Raw genomic sequence first — 17,056 nt, 5'->3', positions numbered from 1 at the left:
TGTTAGTAAGTACTGACAGTCATTTCTTTATATTTTAAATAACGCATGGAAAAGAGGAAAAAGATGAAGAACACAGAGAGTTTAGAGCTCCAGGATACACCTTCAACCGGTAAAGAAACGGCACTACTTCGTGTGCTTGTCTTCACATTGATCATCTCTGTAATGAACGGAATGATGTTTAATGTGGTTTTACCCGTCATTGGGGATCAATTCGAACGGTCAGCTTCCGAGACAAGCTGGATCGTTACCGGATATTTAATTGTATACGCCGTTGGTACAGTCACTTACGGGAAGCTAACAGATCGATACAGCATTAAACATTTAATCACATTTGGGCTCTTATTGTTGGCTGCCGGGTCCGTGATAGGAATTCTGTCTACTTCCTACTTCATGATTATTTTGGCACGCCTGATTCAGGCAGCTGGTGCTGCAGTCATTCCAGCACTTGCCATGATCATACCCGTTCGCTATTTTCCCCCAAACAAGCGTGGTCAAGCACTAGGTACCTCTGCGATCGGAATTGCTCTGGGATCTGCTTTAGGCCCCATCGTTGCCGGATTAGTCTCTAGTGCTCTGAACTGGAAGTTTCTATTTGCAATTCCGCTGCTTTCCCTGTTGACTTTGCCTTTTTATCGAAGGTATTTGAATGATGAGAAGGGAGTCTATGAAAAGATGGATTACATCGGCGGGATGCTGCTTGCAGTAAGCATTGGAGCTATACTTCTCGCACTAACCAAGTTGAATTTGGGGTACTTGCTTTTGGGTATTGTAGCGTTAGCATTGTTTATCCTTCGTATTCTTCGTGCCGCATCACCGTTTGTTCAGCCAGCTGTATTTCGTAATCGATCCTACACATGGGGAATGTTTATTTCGTTTCTGTTGGTAGCCTGCGGATTCAGCATTCCATTTATCATCCCTCAGTTATTAACCAATGTGTATGATGCTTATCCAGCTCTGACAGGTTTGATTATGCTGCCATCCGCTTTAATCGCAGCATTACTGGGAAGGCGCGGTGGAACGTTAGCTGACAAGAAAGGAAATGCTTATTTGATGTATACAGCCTCAACGATGCTCGTTATCGGTTTCATAAGTCTATCGCTTGCTGGCGGTGTGTCATTGATTTTCGTTTCATCTTTTCTAGTCTTAGCGGTCCTTGGTCAATCGTATATGCAAATTGCGTTGTCTAATACGATTGCACAGACACTTTCCAAGGAACAGGTGGGCATTGGCATGGGTCTGTTATCCATGTTTAATTTCATCGCAGCTTCGGTATCTACAACAGTTCTTGGCAAGGTTATCGACAGTGGAGCACAGCAGTTTCATATCAATCCTTTTATCAGCCTGTCCTCTGCATTTGTATATAGTAACCTCTTTATTTTGCTTGCCATGTTGGTTGGGGTGATGACGTTTCTGTATCGCTGGTACTTTGATCGTAAATCCCAAGGATCAATGAAGCAATCATCTACATGGATCTGATGAAAGTTCTGGATGTGCAGGCCGTTTACAATTTAAAAATGAAATAACGAAAGAAGAGGTCTGTCACAAACGACAGGCCTCTTCTTCATGAAAATCTCAGGCTAAAAGGTACAATCGCACACCATGTGACGGCACATCGGCGTGTAAAATGTCCCCATCGACTTTGGCAGCATCGCCGCTCCATAGTTCTGTTCCTTTTCTTACAACGGAAGCAGACAAACCGACCGTTTTCAGGTCAATTTCCACCGGGAGCACATGCTGCTCACCTACATTAAACACAGCGACGTAAGTAGAACCATCCGCATGTTCAGCGGTCCACACAATCAGATCGCCCTGCCGCAGTGCTTCCCTGGCACCATGACTTTCACGATGCATCCGCAGTACCTCGCGATTCGTCAGCAGAGACAGTGTCCAGTCATCGTTATCCCGCAGTTCACCGCCAAAGATGAGAGGAGAACGGAAGATGCTCCACAGTGACATCATCGTTAACTGCTCGTCCGGGGTGAATCTGGTCCAGCGGTCAGCACCGCCTCCATCTACAGAACGAATACCGATGTGTCCCAGAGGCAGCATATCACAATCCGGCCAGCATCCCTCCTTCGGAACACCCTGCCATGTACGGCAGCGGTCGAACATATCAAGCAGCAGGGGCCAACGATCCCAGAAATCGTCCGTAACCCGCCACATATTGGCCTGTTCTGCAAAAAATGCTGCATATTCTACCGGAGCAGGACCAGGAGAAAGGCTGAGCACCATAGGCCGTCCGGCACGCTGTATAGCTGTTGCGATCATCTCAATCTCAGGCTGATGCGTGTCGTATAATCTGGAAGCGGCAATATCGTCCACCTTTACCAGATCCACGCCCCATGAGGCGTATAATTCAAACAATGAATCATAATAGGCCTGTGCGCCTTCTTTGTTGTGATCCACGCCATACATATCCGTATTCCACGGACAGATGGAATTGGTGTGAGCGATATCACGAGCAGTGGCCTCGGTTCCTAGAAGAGCCGTACCTGCATGAACAGCTTGCCGGGGAATACCGCGCATAATATGAATCCCGAATTTGAGCCCAAGGCTGTGGACGTAGTCAGCCAGCGGTTTGAAGCCCAGTCCGCCGACTGCGGAAGGGAAACGGTTCTCGGCTGGCATCAGACGAGAGTATTCATCCATAATCAGCGGCACAAAGGGGCGATATAGAGAAGAATGCGCCAAAGGTTCATACCACTGAATGTCTACGGTGATATATTGCCAGCCATATTCCTTGAGATGTTCAGCCATGTAATCTGCATTACCGCGAATCTCGGCTTCCGTTACGGCAGCGCCGTAGCAGTCCCAGCTGTTCCAGCCAAGAGGGGGTGTTGGTGCCGCATGAGTATGGTTCATGTGTATGCTCCTTTGTCTCAACGGATTAAAATTATTGCTCTGAATACCTTCATCTTAATCAAGAGAAATATAATTATCTACAGTAATGTTGAGCCTTCAATAGCAATATATTGCGGTCAGTCAAAAAACAGCCTGCGATAGACCAGACTCTCGCCGCCGCTTCGAAAATCTCCAGGCGTAAGTCCTGTTAATCCTCGAAAAGCTTTAATAAAATAACTTCCGCTGGAATATCCAATCCGTGATGCAATCTGTTCAATGCTGAGTGTAGTGCCCCGCAGCAATTCCATCGCTTTTTCGATACGTACACGCGTAAGATACACACCTGGAGTCATCCCGGTACTTGCGGAAAACCTGCGAATGAGATGATATTTGGACAGGGAAACCCGCTCTGCGAGCTGATCCATACTGATCATGCTGGCATAATCATTCTCGATGTAAGCCGCTGCCTGCCGAATATGCTCAGACCAATTCTCACGATTATGACGTGTTGTCGTCTGCAGACGAACCAACTCGGTCATGAATTGATATACACTGGAGGAAGCGATGAACGGGTCCGTAATTCGTCCTGCTGCAGCATCGGTTACAATCATGCGCAGCAGGCGAACAGGTGCAGAGTCCATGTGTAGAGAAGGCACTTCACCGGCCTCGCGTTTAAACTTCCTCCAGTGAGCGGAGATGAGATCGGGCCGAAATAACAGGAAAATGAATTGCCATGGTTCAGTGGCATCCACAGGATAGTAATATCGATGAGGTCCAGGAATTTCTGCAAGAAAAGCTTGTCCGGATCTGACGCGATATGTTTTGCTGTTATTTTCAAAGATGCCTTCACCTGAAAACGTATATTGAAATAAAAGAAGTGGGCCATCCGTGCGCTCCAGCCCGTCCCAATAATATGAAGAATCCGTGATGATATCAGCCCCCGCAGCATACAGTTTGCATAGAGCAAGCTCATGATCATCTGCAAATCGAAAGCCGTATGTAGCTTTTGAAATATCCATGAAGGTCCTCCAATCCATGATAACAGACCATGATAACAGAGTATTTACATAGCGATAAATTAACAATAAAAATAGCGAGAACCGAGATGCCTAGTCATTTGTATGGATAGGGTTGCGGGCAAACTTTCCTGGTGAAATCCCGACCCGTTTGGTGAAGCTGCGAATAAAGTTGGCATAATCACCGAAGCCGGACTGATAACACGTCTCGGTAATACTCATGCCATCAGACAAGCAAACTTTAGCAAGCTCAATGCGGCGTGAGAGCAAATAGTTTCGAATGGTGAGTCCGGTATGTTTTTTGAATTGCCGACTAATATAGCTGCTGTTGGTAAAAAGTTGATCTGACAAGCACTGAAGTGAAAAGGGTTCTGTCAGGTGGGCATCAATATAGTCCAGCGTCTTCCGAACCAGTTCAGGCATAATGTCAGTGGGGACATACGATGTGTGCTGGAAAGCCAGATTGGTCATGAGTAGCAGCCTGGAAACCAGCGTATTTCTCATTACATCTGAACCATAGCTAGAGCTTGTCAAGTTTTCCTCTAATTGTGTTGTTATTGAAAGAAAAAGCTCCAGTTCCTGTTCCTCCAGATGAACAATATTCCCTTTACCTTTCGAACGATGGACGAAACAGGATGAGAGATTGGTAGAGGGTGTGGATAACCGATCTAGGTATGACTTTTGCAGATTGATTGTAATTCGTTCATATTCATTGATGTCCAGTGCAAAGGAACGATGCATTTCTTCAGGATTTAGCACAATGAGATCACCGCGTTGAAGGGAATAACACTTGTTTTCCACGTAAAAATTTACATGGCCCCGCAAGAAAATATATAGCTCACACCCGTTATGCCGATGATAAAACGTTCCCATATTGTAGGTTGTAATACGATGCAGATAGAGCAGATCCGTGTGAATAGGATCATACAGATAATCCAGTGTTTCATCCATATCACGTAGGCCTCCTTATCGTTTGGCGCAATAAATAACACAATCCAAGCAAAGAAATGGCAAACCTGAACTTATAAAATGGTACCATCCTAGCATCTTATATTAAAATATGCAAGCGTTTTCGTGGTGTTAAGAAAAACAGAACGGGAGGATTGTATGGAACTGATCTTTACTGCACGCAGCAGAGAACAAGCCGGAACAGAGTATACATGTTTAAGTACACATGGACTTCATGCCGAAGTGACGATGACTGATGGTACGGGAAGTGCGGAAGATCCCCGACAGGCACAGATTAGGATTAAAAATGAAAACAGTCAGGGATGGGGCGGGGTCATTCATATCGAGCTTCCTTTTAAGAAACAGCGGCCAAGATTTTTCCTGCCTGCTTTTATGTATGGACTTAACCGGGGAGAAGCACCGCAGAATGTGCCTAACGAATATCCGAGACTTCGTGAAGGAAAACCTTCTCGTCCGTCATCTCCCTGGTGGATGGTCCGAAGTGATCGCTTGTCTCACCCGATAGCGCTTGTGTATGATACAGAACGCATTGTCGGACTTAGCGCGAGTCCATATTGGATTCAAAGCGAGAACAGTGGATGGAAGCAGCCCTGGTATCCGGGGTGCCAAGGAGATTTTTTGCAGTATGGGGGCTTTACATGTTCAATTGAAAAAGGAACAGTGGGATACACCTTAGGGTATGAGAATGCGCCGCTGCTGTTCATCAAATCAAGGCTTGTGCATGAGCGCTCGTCTATGTCAGAGAACGTATTCGAGCTGGAAGCAGGGGAGTCGGTGGAATTCACACTTGAACTCTATGATTATGAGTCCCCCTCACCACTAGGCATTAATGCGGCCATTGAGTCGATCTATCATAAGTACCATGAGCATCCGCGGCAAGGAAGCAGCATCAGCACAGCTGTATCCGACTTATCAGGCGCTATTCGGGATTACGCTTGGCTTCCGGAAGATCGGCATTATTCTACATTTGTATATGAGGATGTGGAGAGCGGAGCATATCGGTATAACAAGATCATCTCGATCAGCTGGACTAACGGCTTGACGATTGCGGCTCCCATGCTGCTCGCGGCACTGCGTCAGAACGATGAACGTATGCGTCAGCAGGCTCTGTCTTGCCTAACCAATATTATAGAGAATGCGTTGAATTCAAAGTCAGGATTGCCTTACGATGCGTATCAGGATGGGAACTGGAGCATTAAAGGATGGTGGTTTGATGGAATGCGTACACCAGGGCATTCTGCATATCTTGTCGGGCAAGCCATGTTTTATATTCTCAAATGTTATGACTATGAGCTTCGCATACGCCATATTCAGCATGATGATTGGCTCGCTTATGTCAAGAGAGTGCTTGATCGTCTGGAACTCAACAAAAATGCGGATGGAGAGTATCCGACAATTCTGTCCGAGCGCACAGGTGCAGGCCTGGAATACGACGCCTTTAGCGGAGCATGGTGTCTTGCGGCAAAAGCCTATTACAGCTGGTTAACTCGCGATCTGTCTTCTTTAGAGGAAATGAGGCGCAGTGAAACACATTATTACAATATGTATGTGAAACAAATGGAATGTTATGGTGCTCCGCTTGATGCAGACAAGGCAGTGGATTCCGAAGGCATACTTGCTTATATCAAAGCGTTGCGATTTTTGCATGCTCTTTCGGGTGAAGAGATCTTCCTTCATCACATGAGAGATGCAATCTGCTATGAGTTCACCTTCAAATTTTGTTACAACTCACCTGTAAACATACCGCCACTAAGCACATTGAACTGGTCTAGCTCTGGGGGCAGCGTGACTTCTGTAGCTAACCCGCACATTCATCCGATGTCCAGCAATCTGATTGATGAGCTTTTATATTATATTCAACATCGTGAGGATGATTATATCCGTCAGCGCATGAAGGACACCGTGGCTTGGGGCTGCCAGACCTACAATCGTTATGATGGTGAATTCGGTTATGGCAAAAAGGGATGGATGTCTGAGCGCTTCTGTCACTCGCAAGGACTCGTTACAGAAACTTATGCCGATGGAACACCGTCCAGCACCTGGTTCTGTCTTATGCCTTGGGCAAGCAGTTCGATTATCGAAGGGCTGGTTGGTGATTATTGGGATCATATCCGTACAGAAAGTAAAATAAAGTAAATGCGTTATTATGCGGCAATTCTCGAGACGGGGTTAATATTGTGAAGCTCTAGGTTAGTTTTCTACATTCAGTCAAGCTTGTGAAGAAGGTAAACTGAATAAATAGACTACGCAGCCTACCTTTGGTGTTGTAGCAGACCGAGCATTTTTATTGGAGGTGCAGGATGAACGTGAATAAAATCTCGTTTGATAACGCGGCGCAGCAGTGGGAGGAAGCATTTCCGATTGGAAACGGAACCCTAGGCGGTATGATTTTCGGAAGAGCACATCTGGAGAGAGTTCAGCTTAACGAAGACAGCCTGTGGTATGGCGGGCCGATGGAACGGAACAATCCGCGGGCGCTGAATTCTCTGGACGAAATACGGCAGCTTCTGTTCCAGGGCCGGATTCAGCAGGCCGAAGAGCTTGCACTCACATCGCTGGTGGGTGTACCCGACGGGCAGCGTCATTACGAGCCGCTTGGTGATTTTTATATGGCTATGCATAATAGCAATGAGGAAATAACGGATTACCAGAGGCATCTTGACCTGGAGCAAGGACTCGTTGAGATGCAGTATACTTCCGGAAAAGTAACGTTTACGCGCAGCTATTTTTCGAGTTATCCCGACCAGGTCATGGCTGTTCACCTATGCGGCAGTATGCCAGGCCAGATATCATTCACCTCACTTTTCGGGAGAGGTTCCGTGCTGAACTGGTCTCCGTTATCCGGTGCATTAAGACACCCGGTTGGCTTCCAGTCGCTGCTTGATCGAATTGAACAGCGCAGTAATGGCGATATGATCATCCGGGGAAGAAGCGGCGGCGAGGATGGGGTTCGCTTCTGCTGTGCCATTCGGGTAATACACAAAGGCGGAGAGCTTCGGTACTCGGGTGGTCAAATATCGCTTGGTCATGCTGATTCGGCAACTGTGCTGATTGCAGCCTGCACCGATTTTCGCTATGCCAAGGAAGAGCTTGTCACAGAATGCCTGCGAAGAATAGAAGCAGCCGCTGCCAAGCCATACGAGCAACTGCTTGGAGATCACATTGCGGATTATCAAGCTCTGTTCAAACGGGTAAATCTGCGTCTTGAAGGTGGAGATACAGACCGGGATTACATCCATCTGCCCATGAATCAGCGTTTAGCGAGACTTCAGAGCGGAGCTAATGATCCTGAACTGGTCAGCTTGTATTTTCAGTTTGGACGTTATCTGCTCATTTCCAGCAGCCGTCCGGGTTCACTGCCTGCTAATTTGCAAGGTATATGGAACAAGGACATGCTCCCGGCGTGGGACAGCAAGTATACCATTAACATCAACACTGAAATGAATTATTGGCTGGCGGAAAGCTGTAATTTGGCAGAATGTCATATTCCGCTGTTTGATTTTATCGACAGATTGAAGGTGCGTGGGCGGGAAACGGCACGCCAGATGTACGGATGCAGGGGCTTTGTAGCGCACCATAATTCAGATATATGGGCGGATCCTGCACCGCAGGACGTATGCCTGACATCTACTTTCTGGACGATGGGTGGCGCATGGCTATCCTTGCATCTGTGGGAGCATTATGCATATAGCGGGGATAAAGCTTTCTTGTCCCAAGCATATGAAACAATGAAGGAGGCAGCCCAATTTATACTGGATTTCCTCGTGGAAGACCCTGAGGACAATCTTGTCATATGTCCATCATCCTCGCCAGAGAATATTTACATATTAGAAAATGGTGAGTCTGGTTCGCTTTGTTACGGGGCATCGATGGACAACCAGATCATTCGTGAGCTGTTTAACCGTTGTATAGAAAGCGCACATATTTTGCAGCAGGATCAGTCGTTTGTTATACAATTACGCGAAGCGTTATCGCGTATTCCTGACATTGACATCGGGAAGCACGGACAGATTCAGGAGTGGAGCAATGATTATGAGGAGCTTGAACCAGGCCATCGGCATATCTCCCACTTGTTTGCCTTACATCCGGGATCACAGATTACTCCGCGCACAACACCTGAACTGTCGAAGGCGGCTCGGGTTACGCTGGATCGCAGACTTCAGCATGGGGGAGGGCATACGGGCTGGAGCCGTGCCTGGATTCTCAATATGTGGGCCAGACTTGAGTTGGGTGAGCTGGCACACGATAACGTGGTTGAGCTGCTGCGATCTTCTACGCTGCCTAATCTGTTCTGTGATCACCCCCCGTTTCAGATCGACGGTAACTTTGGGGGGACGGCAGGTATTGCCGAGATGCTGCTGCAAAGTCATGCGGGCGAGATTCTCCTTCTTCCTGCTCTGCCAAGTGCATGGCCCAAAGGCTCAGTTCGGGGGCTGCGAGCACGTGGAGGAATTGAGGTGGATATGGAATGGCTTGATGGAGAATTGATCTCAGCTACGCTGCGTTCAAGTGCAGCTGCGACCGTTACCGTATCATATTTGTCACAACAGATCGAGCTGGATTTTAAGCATGAACAGCATTCGATTTCATTAAAAGGGAAACAAGAAATCTGGGGATAACAGCGATTGGAGGGTGTTTCTGTTATCGGAGTTTTTGTGAGCATGCTTTGCTTCATTATTTAAGCGAAACGTCCGGGTACATGACCTGGTACGGGTCGCTTTTTTGCTTTTCACCGAAGATGATGCGTACTTTCGCGCAATAAAATGCATCATTTTCGCATTGAAAATGGGGACAACAAACTATAGAATGGAAACAATCTCATGAATTATCCATAAAAATGTAAGCGTTTACTATTATATGGATACATACTTTAGATTGCTTATTATTTTGGGGTAGCTCGCTTGCACAGCACGACTTACCGTATTCCGTCTGAAGTTGATTTACGGCAGATGGATTATTTTTCGTTACTGGGAAGGGGAGGATGTCATGTTAAAAGTATTGCTGGTCGACGATGAAATGTTTATTCGCAAAGGGATGTATGAGCTGATTGACTGGCATAGTCTGGGCATGGAGATTGCTGGAGAGGCAGAGAATGGACTGGAGGCGCTCAAAAAAGCGGAATGTTTGCAGCCCGATATCATTATTACGGATATTCGAATGCCCATTCTCGATGGATTGGAGCTAATCCGGGCTGTAGCCAATTCACCGACTATGGAGCCTGTGTTTATCATCATTAGCGGATACCATGATTTCAAGTATGCTCAACAGGCCATTCGATATGGTGTGCAGGATTATATCCTGAAACCGATTGACGATGAAGAGATGACGGCAACGCTGCAAAAGTCGGCTGACTTGATTCGAAACAAGCGGAAACATGCCTTTTTGGCAGAAGAGCAGGCGAGTCGTATTATGCTCAAAGACATGATCAAGGGACAGGTACGCAAAGAAGATGAGAACCGATATGCAGACATGCTCGGTATGGACCGTCAGACTTCACTTATGCTTGTATTGATTGAAATTTTGACGGGTGCAGAGATCAAACATATAACGGTTCAGCATGTTTCCGATTTGCTGCAAGGGTTAGAGGGAGATGTATTCCATTTATACGTCATTGAGGAGCAGCGAGGCAGATTTGCCCTAGTGCTTCTCTGTAAAGAATCACACAAGAAGCATCGTAAAGAAAACATAGAAGATCAGATTCAGAAAATTCAGAACAGATTAAGTGAACAGCTGCAGGCAGATGTGGCGCTGTATGCTGGTACGATGGTGAATGACATGAGTGATGCACCGCGGTCTTACGCCGAAGCAGATGAAGCATCCCGACATAAATTTGCGGAACACGGTAATGTGATTTGGTATTCCGAAGTAAAGGACAAGCCTTTATACGTTTTTAATGTAAATCACGAAGTGGTTGATCCGTTGATTTTGAGCCTGGAAGAACGTAACCGCGTCGCTTGTCATACCGTGGTGGAGGAGATGTTCAAGCTGTTTCATTCCCGCCGTTTCTCTCCTCAAGCAGTCACAGGTTCACTTGTGCGCTGCATGACGGGCATTCTCGCTGTAGTTCATGAGATGGGAGGCAGTGAGGCGGGTTTGCAGCAGCTCAAGTCACTCGCAGAGCAAGGACAGGATGGCTGGAATCTGCGTCTTCTCAAGGAAGCGTTTGTTGTTGCACTTGAGGAAGCGGAGCAATATATCGCACAGCTGCGTTCAGAACAGTCCAAGGGTGATATCAACAAGATCAAACGATATATTGATTCCCATTATATGGAGAACATCAGCCTTAAAAGCATTGCAGCCGAGTTCTATATGAACCCGGTCTATCTGGGTAGGCTTTTTCGCAAAAGCTATAATCAGTATTTTAATGAATATTTGCTTCATCTCCGCATTCAGGAGGCACAGAAGCTTTTACGTCAGACGGACCTGCGAATGTATGAGGTGGCGGCCCGCATCGGATTTCAGAATGCAGATTATTTTGTGACGCAATTTGAGAAAATCCTCAACATGACTCCTACAGCCTATCGTAATCTGCTGAAAGAGGAAGGACTGCGGGGGGCCGAGTGATGCGCTGGAATCTGAATTATATGAAGCTTCGGGACAAGCTGCTGATAATGTATGTATTATCCGTGTTTATCCCGATTGTGTTTACCAATATTGCTTTCTACCAGGTGACAACTGCGAATATTCGCAGTCAGAAGACACGTGATGCAGGGGTTGCGTTAAACAATCTGAAGAATGAACTGCGCGTTACAATTGATCAGGGAGTAGGGCTGTCGTATTCTCTGTATGCCGATCCCATATTCAACGAGACATTATCCCGTTCGTTTAGCAGTCACTCGGAGTACATTCGTGCGTATAATTCCTATCTCCAGAGTGAGTTTTCTGGTCAAATGAGCCAAGGCATTCGTTGGTACCAGGTGTTCACGGATAATCCGACCATTTTGTCATCGGGTTACATTGAGCATCTGACCGAAGTCGTCCGCAAGTCCAGCTGGTACCAACAATTGAAGAATCACACTGCGCCATACCCAACTTTGGTTACTGGAGATCAGGGGTTAAGTCTTGTTCAGCGCTTGAACAACAGTGATACCGGGGGAATTGAACAGCTGCTCAAAATTGACTTTAACATGGACCTGATGAAAGAGCAGTTTCGCAACAGCGGTTTTGATGGCAGCGTGTATCTGGTTGATCCTGCAGGATATATCCGTTTTTCTAATCGTTCCAGTTCAGGGCCTACTTCTGTCGGGGAGCTGTATGGCAATATGGAGTTTTCCAACAAGACCATTCGCTTTGAGCGGGTCTATTCAGGCATCAACTATCTGGAAGGCTGGTCATTGCAAGGGGTCATGGATGAAGAAATTGTGCTGCAGGAGGTACGCCAATCCAGGTCTTTTGTAGTCTGGCTGGCGTGTATTAACTTTGTGCTGCCTACCATCATTATTGCTGCGATGTCCAGATCCATACACGTAAGACTGGTCCGAATTCTGAAACATATGAAGAAGGTGAAAACCCAGAATTTTCAGACGATTCCACCTGAGGATGCCAGAGACGAGATCGGTCAGCTGACCACAGAATTTAATCGAATGACCGAGACGATTCGAAGTCTGATCGATGAAGTATACCTGGCAGATATTCAGAAAAAAGATCTGGAGCTGAAGCAGCAGCAGGCTCAACTGCATGCGCTGCATAGTCAGATTAATCCGCATTTTCTGTTTAACACGCTCGAATCTGTGCGGATGCGAAGTTTGATCAAGGGAGAGAAGGAAACCGCCAAGATCGTGCACCATATGGCCAAAATGTTCCGCAAGTCTATTAGCTGGAATCAGCATGAAGTGACCGTAAAAGAAGAACTGGAACTCATCGACAGCTTTTTGCAAATTCAAAAATATCGTTTCGGAGAGAAGCTTCAGTATCACATTGAGGCGGATGAGGCTGCTTTAAAATATCGGATTCCTAAAATGGTTATTTTGCCATTTGTAGAGAATGCCAGTATTCACGGTATTGAGTCAACTCCCGGAGTAGGTTTGATTCAACTGTTCGTACGTGTAGAGGAGCAGGAGCTGCATATCCGCTTGGAGGATAACGGGATTGGCATGTCTGCCGCCAGATTGCAAGAATTGCTGCTTTATCTGGATCAGAATGTAGACATGGGCGAGCATGTTGGCATGAAAAATGCATACAGCCGTTTGAAGCTTTGTTACATGGATCGCTTTTCTTTGGCCATACAATCAGCAGAAGGACGGGGGACAACAATTCATATCAAACTTCCATTTGAGCATAATTCATTTAAAGGCGAATAATGGAACGATATACTTTTTAAAGCACAAAGTACAGTTTTGTAGGTAACTGTGAAAGCGTTATCTTGATATATTGAGAGTGCTTACAGACAACGCTTAATTAAAAAGGGGGAACAAAACACATGTTAAAACCGCTTCTGAAAACGACAGGCTTAGCCGTGCTACTGGCTTCCCTTCTGGCTGGTTGCAATTCAAGCAGCTCCTCTCCAGGGGATTCGTCTAGTGCCGAAAAGGATGATAACAGTCCAGTAACATTCTCGTATTACATGTTCTCTTCAGGGAAGAAGGATACGTTGGCCAGCGAAACGACGATTGGCAAGGAGCTTCAGAACCAGACGGGCGTAGACTGGAAAATGGAATACCTCGTTGGCGACAGCGCGACCAAAGCGGGCGTCATGATTGCGAGTGGAGATTACCCGGATGTTATCGCCTCCAGTGGAGAAATGTCCAAGCTGCTGGATGCTGGTGCTTACATACCGCTAGATGATCTAATCGAAAAATATGGACCAAACATCAAAAAGGTATACGGACCTTATTTTGATAAAATGAGAAATCCGGAGGACGGCAAAATATATGCGCTTCCTTATACGGCAAATCAGGGTGAGTATTCAGGAAGTCCAAATGTCGGGGGCGGAGCCTTCTGGATTCAACGTTCCGTACTGAAGGAATTTAATTATCCAAAAATTACAACTCTGGATGAATATTTTGACCTGATTGAGGACTACAAGGAGAAGCATCCAACCGTTGACGGGGCAGAAACGATCGGTTTTGTATCCCTTGCAGGAGTAGCCAACAACTTCTTCACGCTGCAGAATCCAGCCATGCACCTCGCAGGATATCCGAATGACGGGGGCGTTATGGTTGATATGAACACCCATGTAGCCAGAACCGTTGCCGGAACGGAAGAGCAGAAACGATGGATCAAAAAGCTGAACGAAATTAATGCAAAGGGATTGCTTGATCCGGAATCATTCACGATGAACAAGGACCAATATCTCGCCAAACTGACCTCAGGACGTGTTCTTGGTTATTTTAACTACGCTTGGCAGATTGGAGATGCGTCCAAAAACCTGCTTGCAGCAGGTATTGATGAGAAGCGTTATGCGCCGCTTCCCATCGTCTTTGATAAAAGCATAAAGGATCAATATGTCGATCCACCGGGCTTTGTAAACAACTATGCAACCGGAATTACCGTAAATGCAAAAGATCCGGAACGGATTATCAAGTATTTTGACAATTTGCTCAAAGAAGAGAATCAAATTCTTACTCAATGGGGCATCAAGGATCAAACCTACAGTGTAGATGAAAAAGGCCGTTTCTATTACGCCAACGACGAGCAACGTAAAATACATGATGACGTGGAGTTGGGCCGCAAGTTCGGGTTCACCTACTTCAGCAATGACTGGCCTCGTTATGGAGGAGAATCCACTCTGTCCGATGGAAACGCATTCAGTCCGGGCAATCAGCCAGAAGTGGTTGCATCAACCTACACCGAAGGAGATAAAAAATTTCTGGATGCGTATGGCATCAAAACATTTAGTGAGCTCTTCAACAAGCCCGAGGACCGGCCATGGTTCCCGGCATGGTCTATCGCTCTGGAGCAGGGTTCACCTGAGCAGCTTTTTACAACGAAATCAGATGATCTGCAGCGCAAATATTTACCTGAGATGATTCTCGGTGCACCATCGAACTTTGATAAGATCTGGAACGATTACATGACCGAGTTCAACAAGCTGGATAAAGCAGGTTACGAGAAAAAGATCACCGAAGTGGTGCAGAACCGGGTTGCAGGTAAATGGTAATTCATTAGAGCTAACCAGAATCAAAACTATTGAGAGCTGTTAGAAGCATACAAACTGTTGCGTGCGCCGAAGAAAACGGGAATCCATCAAGGGAAGCTTTTTATTCTGGCGCACGAATGACAGCATAGGGAAAGGAGTATCTGCACCATGGAGAAGCCAAATGTATCCCTTCACTCTGTTCCACCAGTCAATGGCGGCAAAAGGGAACAGAAAAACACATTTTATAGACGACTGTTACAGCAGCGAACCTTGGCATTTATGTGTATACCCTTTGTGATCTGGGCATTCATATTTAAATATTTGCCTTTATGGGGCTGGACGATGGCTTTCCAGAATTTCAAACCGGCAAGAGCCTTTGCCGATCAGCAGTGGGTAGGCATGAAGCATTTTCAAACCCTGTTTGAGGACAATACGTTCTATCGTGTACTGCGAAATACACTGGTGATGAGTTCGATCAAGCTGGTGCTTGGCTTTGTCACAGCGATTACACTCGCGCTGCTGTTAAACGAGCTCAAAAACATTATTTTCAAACGTTTTGTGCAAACGGTAAGTTATCTGCCTCACTTCATTTCGTGGGTTGTTGCTTCGAGTATTGTACTCACGGTCCTGTCTCCTGATGGCATCGTCAACCTTATTCTGACGAAGCTTCATCTGATCGACAGTCCTGTACTATGGATGGGAAAAGGGGAGTATTTCTGGGGCATATTGGGGGCCACCGAAGTGTGGAAAGATGTGGGCTGGAACACGATTATTTATCTGGCAGCCATAACTTCCATTGATCCTGCACAGTATGAAGCCGCAGAGATTGATGGAGCGAGCCGTTTCAAACGCATGTTATACATCACCCTGCCAGGCTTGAAGCCGGTTATCGTGATTTTGTTGATTATGAATATGGGCAGCATCCTGGAATCCGGATTTGAACCGCAGTATTTGCTGGGCAACGGAATGAACATGGATTATTCAGAAAACCTGGATATCTTTGTCCTGAAGTATGGTTTGGGACTCGGGAACTTCTCCTTGGGTACAGCAGCCGGTATTTTCAAAACGGTGGTCAGCTTCATCTTCCTGTTCACCGCCAACTACATCGCCAAAAAAATGGGAGAAAGCAGACTATTCTAAGAGGAGGGCCTAGGCCATGCCAAAAGCAAAATCATCCCGCTTGCGGAACAGCAGCGCCGGGGACCGTGCGTTTGATGCATTTAATATCATCTTCATGATCTGTCTAATGATTGTTACCATTTATCCGTTTATCAATATGATTGCTGTATCATTAAATGATGCCAACGATGCAATTCGTGGTGGGATCTATCTGTGGCCAAGGGTATGGACACTCGATAACTATAAATACATCTTTGGTGAATCCGATATCTATCATGCCACGCTGATCTCGGCGCTTCGTACGATTATTGGTACCATAGTGTCCGTATTCTGTACTGCGATGCTTGCGTACACGCTCAGTCGGCAGGAATTTGTGCTTCGCAAGTTTGTCACCATGTTCTTTGTATTCACGATGTACTTCAGTGGTGGATTGATTCCTGGTTACCTGCTGATTCGTGACCTCGGTCTGATTGGCTCATTCTGGGTGTATATCATTCCGGGAGTCATTGGTGTATTTAATATGATTGTCATTCGTTCATTTATTGAAGGGCTGCCTGAAGGAATTCTGGAATCGGCCCGCATTGACGGAGCCGGTGAATTTACGACATTCATCCGGGTTGTTCTGCCGTTAACAATACCGGCTATGGCGACCGTATCTCTTTTCGTAGCCGTAGGTCAATGGAATTCCTGGTTTGACGTTTTTCTATACAACTCGTCTAACAAGGAGTTAAGCACACTGCAATATGAACTGATGAAGATTCTGCAAACCTCGACCACTTCGGCAACTTCTTCAGCAAGTGATGTGTATCAATCTGCCGATAATAGCGGCGTTGCCGTTACACCGACCTCCATTCGGGCAACCATGACAATTATTGCAAGTGTTCCGATTCTGATGGTGTATCCGTTCCTGCAAAAATACTTTGTTCAGGGTATGACGATTGGCGGCGTGAAAGGTTAGGTCAAGGATTAAGCCATAGTAGTAAGGAGTGCGGAGTTGTGCAGAAGTTTCAGGTTTAAAAACCAGCTTCATATC

11 protein-coding genes are annotated in these 17,056 nt (G+C 46.3%); 8 read left to right on the top strand and 3 right to left on the bottom strand.

Going from position 1 to position 17,056, the window contains the following annotated elements:
- Positions 1 to 63 precede the first annotated feature (63 nt).
- Entirely contained in the window at positions 64 to 1,476 is a 1,413-nt protein-coding gene (locus IEW26_RS09265) for an MFS transporter (protein ID WP_188592169.1), read from the top strand.
- 96 nt (positions 1,477 to 1,572) lie between these two features.
- On the opposite strand, the gene IEW26_RS09260 is transcribed toward IEW26_RS09265, so the two are convergent.
- From IEW26_RS09260 to IEW26_RS09250, 3 genes are all read right to left on the bottom strand, one after another.
- Positions 1,573 to 2,862, bottom strand: a complete 1,290-nt coding sequence (locus IEW26_RS09260; RefSeq protein WP_188592168.1) for a glycoside hydrolase family 27 protein — start codon at positions 2,860 to 2,862, stop codon at positions 1,573 to 1,575.
- 116 nt (positions 2,863 to 2,978) lie between these two features.
- Positions 2,979 to 3,860 (bottom strand): helix-turn-helix domain-containing protein, encoded by an 882-nt coding sequence (locus tag IEW26_RS09255; RefSeq protein ID WP_188592167.1) that lies wholly within the window; start codon positions 3,858 to 3,860, stop codon positions 2,979 to 2,981.
- A 90-nt stretch (positions 3,861 to 3,950) separates the two neighbouring features.
- Positions 3,951 to 4,808, bottom strand: coding sequence for an AraC family transcriptional regulator (locus IEW26_RS09250; RefSeq protein WP_188592166.1), 858 nt, complete (start codon positions 4,806 to 4,808; stop codon positions 3,951 to 3,953).
- A 156-nt stretch (positions 4,809 to 4,964) separates the two neighbouring features.
- Here IEW26_RS09250 and IEW26_RS09245 point away from each other — a divergent pair, with 156 nt between their 5' ends.
- The 7 genes from IEW26_RS09245 to IEW26_RS09215 all read left to right on the top strand — a co-directional run bounded on the left by IEW26_RS09245 (position 4,965) and on the right by IEW26_RS09215 (position 16,981).
- Positions 4,965 to 6,962, top strand: a complete 1,998-nt coding sequence (locus IEW26_RS09245; protein ID WP_188592165.1) for a hypothetical protein — start codon at positions 4,965 to 4,967, stop codon at positions 6,960 to 6,962.
- 164 nt (positions 6,963 to 7,126) lie between these two features.
- A complete protein-coding gene (locus IEW26_RS09240) occupies positions 7,127 to 9,445 on the top strand; it encodes a glycoside hydrolase family 95 protein (protein ID WP_188592164.1) in 2,319 nt (772 codons plus the stop codon).
- A 367-nt stretch (positions 9,446 to 9,812) separates the two neighbouring features.
- Positions 9,813 to 11,390 carry a response regulator gene (locus IEW26_RS09235; RefSeq protein WP_188592163.1) on the top strand — a complete coding sequence of 526 codons (1,578 nt, stop codon included), beginning with the start codon at positions 9,813 to 9,815 and terminating at the stop codon, positions 11,388 to 11,390.
- Positions 11,390 to 13,126 carry a sensor histidine kinase gene (locus IEW26_RS09230; protein ID WP_229729755.1) on the top strand — a complete coding sequence of 579 codons (1,737 nt, stop codon included), beginning with the start codon at positions 11,390 to 11,392 and terminating at the stop codon, positions 13,124 to 13,126. The genes IEW26_RS09235 and IEW26_RS09230 overlap by 1 nt, the downstream gene beginning before the upstream one ends.
- Before the next feature lie 119 nt (positions 13,127 to 13,245).
- The gene (locus IEW26_RS09225) at positions 13,246 to 14,925 is read left to right on the top strand and encodes an ABC transporter substrate-binding protein (RefSeq protein ID WP_188592161.1); all 1,680 of its coding nucleotides are present in this window, start codon (positions 13,246 to 13,248) and stop codon (positions 14,923 to 14,925) included.
- Positions 14,926 to 15,072: 147 nt separating this feature from the next.
- Entirely contained in the window at positions 15,073 to 16,044 is a 972-nt protein-coding gene (locus IEW26_RS09220) for an ABC transporter permease (protein WP_188592160.1), read from the top strand.
- A gap of 16 nt (positions 16,045 to 16,060) precedes the next feature.
- Positions 16,061 to 16,981, top strand: coding sequence for a carbohydrate ABC transporter permease (locus IEW26_RS09215; protein ID WP_111268835.1), 921 nt, complete (start codon positions 16,061 to 16,063; stop codon positions 16,979 to 16,981).
- Positions 16,982 to 17,056 lie beyond the last annotated feature (75 nt).

Origin of the sequence: Paenibacillus silvae (genome assembly GCF_014639235.1) — a bacterium.
Lineage (GTDB): Bacteria > Bacillota > Bacilli > Paenibacillales > Paenibacillaceae > Paenibacillus > Paenibacillus silvae.
Note: the sequence above shows the minus strand (reverse complement) of the source record. Positions and strands in the feature narration are given on the sequence as shown.